Here is a 6,848-nt window from a genome sequence, read left to right as displayed (position 1 = left end):
AGAAATCGGGCAGCTTTCTGAGCTGCAAGTGCTTTACTTAAATCAGAACCAGCTCACCAGTCTGCCTGTAGAAATCGGGCAGCTGTCTCAGCTGCAAGAACTTGATTCAAGCCAAAACCAGCTCACCAGTCTGCCTGTAGAAATCGGGCAGCTGTCTCAGCTGCAAGAACTTGATTCAAGCCAAAACCAGCTCACCAGTCTGCCTGCAGAAATCGGGCAGCTTTCTGAGCTGCAAGCGCTTGACTTAAGAGAAAACCAGCTCACCAGCCTTCCTGCAGAAATCGGGCAGCTTTCTGAGCTGCAAGTGCTTCACTTAAATCAAAACCAGCTCACCAGCCTGCCTGCAGAAATCGGGCAGCTTTCTGAGCTGCAAGTGCTTCACTTAAATCAAAACCAGCTCACCAGCCTTCCTGCAGGAATAGGACAACTGTTTCAGCTTACCAAGCTTGAATTAGCGGAAAATCCTTTGAAAGATATTGCAGAAAAAATAAGGCAGCGTTTTCAATTGTAGAATGGTTGTAAGTACTTTTTAAATTGAGGTGAGCTAAAATGAAATAAAAACTTTTAGCCATCTTATTTTTAAACAAGTAATCCGCACTTAAATCAAAACCGGCTCACCAGTCTGCCAGCAAAAATCGGACAGTTGTCTCAGCTTCTACAGCTCGAATTAAATCAAACCCAGCACTATAAAGCCAACTCAAGAAAGTAAGAAGCCTTAAAAAAAATTCCAGAAGTCATTACCGCTTTAAACAAACAATTTCCTAATCAAAAGATCGAAGTTTGGTTTGAAGATGAAGCAAGGCTAGGGCAACAAAGCACCTTTACTAACTTGAGTTTTGAGTTTTTTAGGCTGCAATCAAGAGACTGGTTCCTTGACCAGAAAATCTCAAAGAAGACTTTTTTGGTTGGTGGCAATAAGCTGCTATTCCTGCCAGTATGTTGGCTAGAAAATTCCCTATGCTTCTATGGCGAGTATGTTCAATTTGAGAGATATCTTTTAATTGATCGTTTACAGTTTCGATTATAGATCTTTTTCTTAGCAGAATTTTGTCTTGAAAAGACATTAACTTCTGTTTCATATTCGATCGTATACTTGTCAATAGCTCTAAGCCGCGATTAATAAGCTTTTGGCTTAATTGAGAGGAAAGATATCCTGTGTCGCCAAACAGCTTTCCCATAAGGTCTTTTGACAAGATATCAACGATAGAAACATTAGAAACATTGCCATAGTTAAGTTGAAAAGATAGAACCTCTCCCTTATCATTGATAATCAAGTGAAGTTTAAAAACATAAAACCAGCCCGAGGTGGTTTTTCCTCTTCTAGCTAAACCTTTAAAGACCTTATTTCTTGTAATTCTTTTATTATGGCAAACGTCAATAGAGGTAGAATCAATGAATGCAATTCCTGTAGGTATTCCTCTTAAGCTATAAAGATAAGCATATAAAGGCATAAATATGGTTTTCTTTAAATAAACGACGCGGCTGTAACTATCAAGCTTAGGAAATTCTTGATGCATATGGGTATTAACATGATGGTAAAAATGTTTGAAGTTTCTATAATTCGATTGGTGAAATAAAATAACGATCGTCATCATCTCTGGGACTGACAATTAGGTTTAGGGCCATGTTTTGGTTTAGATGAAGCAATGAGATGTTGATCCTATTCTTTGCTAAAAGATTTCCAAAAATCATCAACATTACAGTTAATTCTACTAAACACATTTTTGACCTCTCGTGGTTAAATATTCGTTAAGAAGCAAATATTTTTAAACCGTGTAGAGGTCTTTTGTCATTAAGATTATTTATCCTTCTGAGCGATAAACAGATAAACTCAACATTCAGGTTAATAGGAAATTAAAAAATATTAGAATTAAGTACCCTAACTTTCGTAAATAATTTTATCTAATTTTATCCTGAAATGCTTAACAAAAGAGAGGGAATAATGAGCACTTAGCTGTTATCGCTGCTTTTTAGCATCCCCTTCTCCCTCTATTTCAAGTTCACCTTTATGGACAGTTTGTCGTTTGTAAACTTTCTACTTTTTGAGAAGCATCAAGAAAACCTTTTTCAGCAGCTTTTAAATAAAATTTTAATGCTTTTTGAGATTTTTTTTCTGTTCCAATTCCTTCTTCATAATAACGAGCAAGCATGTAATTGATTCTAGGATCTTGCATGCGCTCATTATGTTTGGCAGCCTCGTGCATGTAAGAAAATGCTTGTTCTAAGGAAAGAGTTGTACCCTGTCCATCTTCTTTCATAATAGCTAGGCAACAAAGAGCTATGGGATGATGAAATTGGGCGGCACGCTCATACCAAGCAAATGCTTGTGTATAATCTTGGCCAAAGAGCCCAGTTCCTCTTGCGTAGCCTTGAGCAATAGAAATGAAAGCTTCTTGGCGCTCTTCTTCATTCGCCTCGATGTCATGCCCTTTAATATATTGTATATAACGGAGATCCAAAAGATCCTCACGACTGCAAAAATAATAAAGCTCATTATTTTCCTCGGCACAATTAGTACGGTAAATCACAAAATCTCTATCAAAATGTTTAGTGGGTGAAGTTAAACTGCTCAACTGATCGTTCCAGACATATTTCAAAAAAAGGTTAGCATCGTAAACCTGTATGTTCTGAAATTCGTCTTGGCTGAGCACTATAAAATAATCTAAATTCATTTCATGATTTTTAATTACTAAATCTTTTAGTGAGAAAATAGAATGAAAAAATTCAGGTTGATCAAAAGAGATTTTTTGAATACCAAAATGAGGGGGCCTTAGGAAAACGTTTGGATGCATTATAAAGCTTGCTTTTGCAAAATAAGAAGTTCTGGGGGCTGTGGATGATCTTTCTATAGATGAAAAGAATGTCATGAAAAATACCTTTTAAAATTTAAAAAAATTATAAATATAAATATTAACAATGCCTTTCCAAATGATTTAATGCCTCAATTAAAAACGTTGTTGCGTAAATGATAAGAAGAGTAGGCGATAAGATTGCTCTTAAACGCTTAAGAGCTATAAATTTAGCTTGAAAAAAATAAAGATATAGGCAAGCTAGAGAAAAATGCTCATTTATTGCATACATCATTAGCCTGATTATAACAAAGCTTTAGTGCAAAGAGAAAGCATAACTTTATGGGTCTCGGAGGAGGGCCTTAAAGGATGAAAGGAAAATAAAAGCACGGGCAAGAAGGGATGCCTAAAAAATTCATTCCGCTAATGCTATCCTAGGCGTGTTGATGATTAAAGCCGTTTATCATTTGCCCCTTCGCACCTTGCGAGGATTTTTGTTATCGCTGATTACTTTGCTGGCTTTAAAATTGCCTATTCCTTGTTATGCCCGCATGTGTAGGCTGCTAAAGAGCTTGGATAAGAACTTAAAAAGCTAAGCCTCAAGCGTCCAACAGACATAGTCTTTGATTCCTCTGGAGTAAAGGTTTATGTTGAGGGAGAATGGAAAGTGCGCCAGCATGGCAAAGCCAAGCGAAGAATTTGGAGAAAGATTCATCTAGCCATTTGCCAAGATTTGCATGAGATTATTTTAAGTGAGTTAACGAAGAGCAATAAAGCCGATGATGCGGCTAACCAGATGATCCTCCAAGCTACCAACTACTTATGGAGGTGGCACCGCTGATAGGCAAGCTTCCTATCAATCATCTTATATGCAGGGTATAGATCTTTTAGTGTCTCCAAGGAGAGGAGGAAGGCTAAGTCAAGAGGCGGGCAAGTCTTAGATGGAAAAAAAAGAAATGATGCTTTAAAAGTCATTTAAGGCCTTGAAGGAGACTTTCGCTCTAGGAAATTAGGCTACCAGTAAGCAGAGCTATATGCCAAATTTTTGGCTCTGTGAGTTGTTTTTCATTGATAAGGATACGAATTCGTTTGACTTGCTTTTTAATTTTTTTATATCGTCTTTAAAAAATAAAAATGCTGAAAAATTTGTCACTACCCAAGGAAATAAAATGCATCCTATCTCATCGACTTCTATTGAAAGCTTGCCCAATGAATTGCTGCTCCCTATCTTAGAGGCTTGCGTAGTTCCTCCCTTATTTAGCGTCTGTAAAAGATGGCATCATCTGCTGGCTACTGAAGCGATGCCTTCTCTTTATAAAAAAATAGCACAGCTTCATTTCCCCAAGAAGAATACCATTACCCAGCGAACTCTTATGCTAGCTAAAGTTTATCAACTCAATCCTGGACTTACCTCTACTGAAAAAGTTTATCAAGTTTTTAAGCAAGTTTTTACCTTAGCTAAATCTATTTCTCCTTCGGAATTTAAAGGGAAAACAGAAGAAAAAAAAGGCTTAACGCCGGCTAATTACTCTTCTTATCTCTTAAATATTAATCGTCTTTTACTTTGGAAAAAACTTCCTGGTGGGAAAGAATACTTGAGCCGAGGAGAAATTAAGCACTTGCCTCTAGAGAAAAAAGGAGGGCTTCTTAGAGATTGGATTGAAGAAAATTGTAAAGACTTAACTTTGCTAAATTTATCTGGAGCAGGCTTGACTTATTTACCCCCAGAAATAGGCCGATTGTCTCAGCTGCAAACGCTTTACTTAAATCAAAACCAGCTCACCAGCCTGCCTCCAGAAATAGGTCAATTGTCTCAGCTGCAAAAGCTTGATTTAAGCCAAAACCAGCTCATCACTCTGCCTACAGAAATCGGGCGGCTGTCTGAGCTGCAAGAGCTTGATTCGAGCCAAAACCAGCTCACCGCTCTGCCTGCAGAGATAGGGCGGCTGTCTGAGCTGCAAGTGCTTGACTTAAATCAAAACCAGCTCATCGCTCTGCCTGCAGAGATAGGACGGCTGTCTAATCTGCTACAGCTTAACTTAAATCAAAACCAGCTCACCGCTCTGCCTGCAGAAATCGGGCAGCTGTCTGAGCTGAAATGGCTTGATTCAAGCCAAAACCAGCTCATCACTCTGCCTACAGAAATTGGGCAGCTGTTTGAGCTGCAAGCGCTTCACTTAAGTCAAAACCAGCTAACCAGTCTGCCTGCAGAGATAGGGCGGCTGTCTGAGCTGCAAGAGCTTGATTCAAGCCAGAACCAGCTCAACACTCTGCCTACAGAAATCGGGCAGCTGTCTGAGCTGCAAGTGCTTCACTTAAATCAAAACCAGCTCACCGCTCTGCCTGCAGAAATCGGGCACCTATCTCAGCTGCAAGTGCTTTACTTAAGTCAAAACCAGCTAACCAGTCTGCCTGCAGAGATAGGGCACCTATCTCAGCTGCAAGTGCTTCACTTAAATCAAAACCAGCTCACCAGTCTGCCTGCAGAAATCGGACGGTTGTCTCAGCTGCAAGAGCTTGATTCAAGCCAAAACCAGCTCACCGCTCTGCCTACAGAAATCGGACAGCTTTCTGAGCTGCAAATGCTTGATTCAAGCCAAAACCAGCTAACCACTCTGCCTACAGAGATAGGGCAGCTGTCTCAGCTGCAAGTGCTTCGCTTAAATCAAAACCAGCTCACCAGTTTGCCTGTAGAAATCGGGCAGCTGTCTGAGCTGCAAGGGATTGATTCAAGCCAAAACCAGCTCACCGCTCTGCCTGTAGAAATCGGGCTGATGTCTAGGCTGCAGGTGCTTGACTTAAGAGAAAACCAGCTCACCAGTCTACCTGCAGAAATCGGGCAGCTTTCTGAGCTGAAAGAGCTTGATTCAAGCCAAAACCAGCTCACCAGCCTGCCTGCAGAAATCGGGCAGCTTTCTAATCTCCTACAGCTTCACTTAAATCAAAATCAGCTCACCGCTCTGCCTGCAGAAATCGGGCAGCTTTCTGAGCTGCAAGGGATTGGTTCAAGCCAAAACCAGCTCACCAGTCTGCCTGTAGAAATTGGACAGCTTTCTGAGCTGCAAGTGCTTGACTTAAGAGAAAACCAGCTCACCAGTCTGCCTGCAGAAATCGGGCGGTTGTCTCAGCTGCAAGAACTTGATTCAAGCCAAAACCAGCTCAACGCTCTGCCTGCAGAAATCGGACAGCTTTCTGAGCTGCAAGTGCTTCACTTAAATCAAAACCAGCTCACCAGTCTGCCTGTAGAAATCGGGCAGCTTTCTGAGCTGCAAGAGCTTGATTCAAGCCAAAACCAGCTCGCCAGTCTTCCTGCAGAAATCGGACAGCTGTCTCAGCTGCAAGACCTTTACTTAAATCAAAACCAGCTCACCGCTCTGCCTGCAGAAATCGGGCAGCTGTCTAAGCTGCAAGAGCTTCACTTAAATCAAAACCAGCTCACCAGCCTTCCTGCAGGAATAGGACAACTGTTTCAGCTTACCAAGCTTGAATTAGCGGAAAATCCTTTGAAAGATATTGCAGAAAAAATAAGGCAGCGTTTTCAATTGTAGAATGGTTGTAAGTACCTTTTAAATTAAGGTGAGCTAAAATGAAATAAAAACTTTTAGCCATCTTATTTTTAAACATGTAATCCGCACTTAAATCAAAACCGGCTCACCAGTCTGCCAGCAGAAATCAGACAGTTGTCTCGGCTCCTACAGCTCGAATTAAATCAAAACCAGCACTATAAAGCCAACTTAAGAGAACAAGAGGCCTTTAAAAAAATTCCAGAAGTCATTCCTATTTTAAACAAACAATTTCCTAAACAAAAGATCGAAGTTTGGTTTGAAGATGAAGCAAGGTTAGGGCAACAAAGTACCTTTGCTAACTTGAGTTTTGAGTTTTTTAGAATGCAATCAAGAGGCTGGTTCCTTGACCAGAAAATCTCAAAGAAGGCTTTTTTGGTTGGTGGCAATAAGCTGCTATTTCTGCCAGTATGTTGACTAGAAAATTCCCTATGCTTCTATGGGGAGTATGTTCAATCTGCTTTATCAAAGATCTAATAGGTTGATGCAAAACAAC

At 40.2% G+C, this 6,848-nt stretch carries 6 protein-coding genes and 1 pseudogene; 5 read left to right on the top strand and 2 right to left on the bottom strand.

Annotated elements, in window-relative coordinates:
* The coding region (locus DB42_RS09550) for a leucine-rich repeat domain-containing protein (protein ID WP_193365290.1) at positions 1 to 511 on the top strand (511 nt) is incomplete at its 5' end.
* A gap of 334 nt (positions 512 to 845) precedes the next feature.
* Here DB42_RS09550 and DB42_RS09545 read toward each other — a convergent pair.
* A pseudogene (locus DB42_RS09545) lies at positions 846 to 1,720 on the bottom strand (IS982 family transposase).
* A gap of 286 nt (positions 1,721 to 2,006) precedes the next feature.
* Positions 2,007 to 2,792, bottom strand: coding sequence for a tetratricopeptide repeat protein (locus DB42_RS09540; RefSeq protein ID WP_162180779.1), 786 nt, complete (start codon positions 2,790 to 2,792; stop codon positions 2,007 to 2,009).
* A gap of 410 nt (positions 2,793 to 3,202) precedes the next feature.
* Between DB42_RS09540 and DB42_RS11045 the strand changes: the two genes are divergently transcribed.
* From DB42_RS11045 to DB42_RS09530, 4 genes are all read left to right on the top strand, one after another.
* Positions 3,203 to 3,385, top strand: coding sequence for a transposase (locus tag DB42_RS11045; protein WP_304413223.1), 183 nt, complete (start codon positions 3,203 to 3,205; stop codon positions 3,383 to 3,385).
* 20 nt (positions 3,386 to 3,405) lie between these two features.
* Complete coding sequence (locus DB42_RS11360) at positions 3,406 to 3,630, top strand: transposase (RefSeq protein WP_368665353.1); 225 nt, start codon at positions 3,406 to 3,408, stop codon at positions 3,628 to 3,630.
* Positions 3,631 to 3,958: 328 nt separating this feature from the next.
* Positions 3,959 to 6,337, top strand: coding sequence for a leucine-rich repeat domain-containing protein (locus DB42_RS09535; RefSeq protein ID WP_162180778.1), 2,379 nt, complete (start codon positions 3,959 to 3,961; stop codon positions 6,335 to 6,337).
* Positions 6,338 to 6,469: 132 nt separating this feature from the next.
* On the top strand, positions 6,470 to 6,769 hold the full coding sequence (locus DB42_RS09530) for a hypothetical protein (RefSeq protein ID WP_044882760.1): 300 nt from the start codon (positions 6,470 to 6,472) through the stop codon (positions 6,767 to 6,769).
* Positions 6,770 to 6,848: the final 79 nt, after the last annotated feature.

This window comes from Neochlamydia sp. EPS4 (assembly GCF_000813665.1).
In the GTDB taxonomy this organism is placed as follows: Bacteria; Chlamydiota; Chlamydiia; order Chlamydiales; family Parachlamydiaceae; genus Neochlamydia.
The sequence above is the reverse complement of the archived record's forward strand: the minus strand, read 5'-3'. Positions and strand labels throughout refer to the sequence as shown.

Coding starts and splice junctions, on each gene's coding strand:
- DB42_RS09540 (WP_162180779.1), bottom strand. CDS start 2,792: ATGCATCCAAACGTTTTCCTAAGGCCCCCTCATTTTGGTATTCAAAAA.
- DB42_RS09535 (WP_162180778.1), top strand. CDS start 3,959: ATGCATCCTATCTCATCGACTTCTATTGAAAGCTTGCCCAATGAATTG.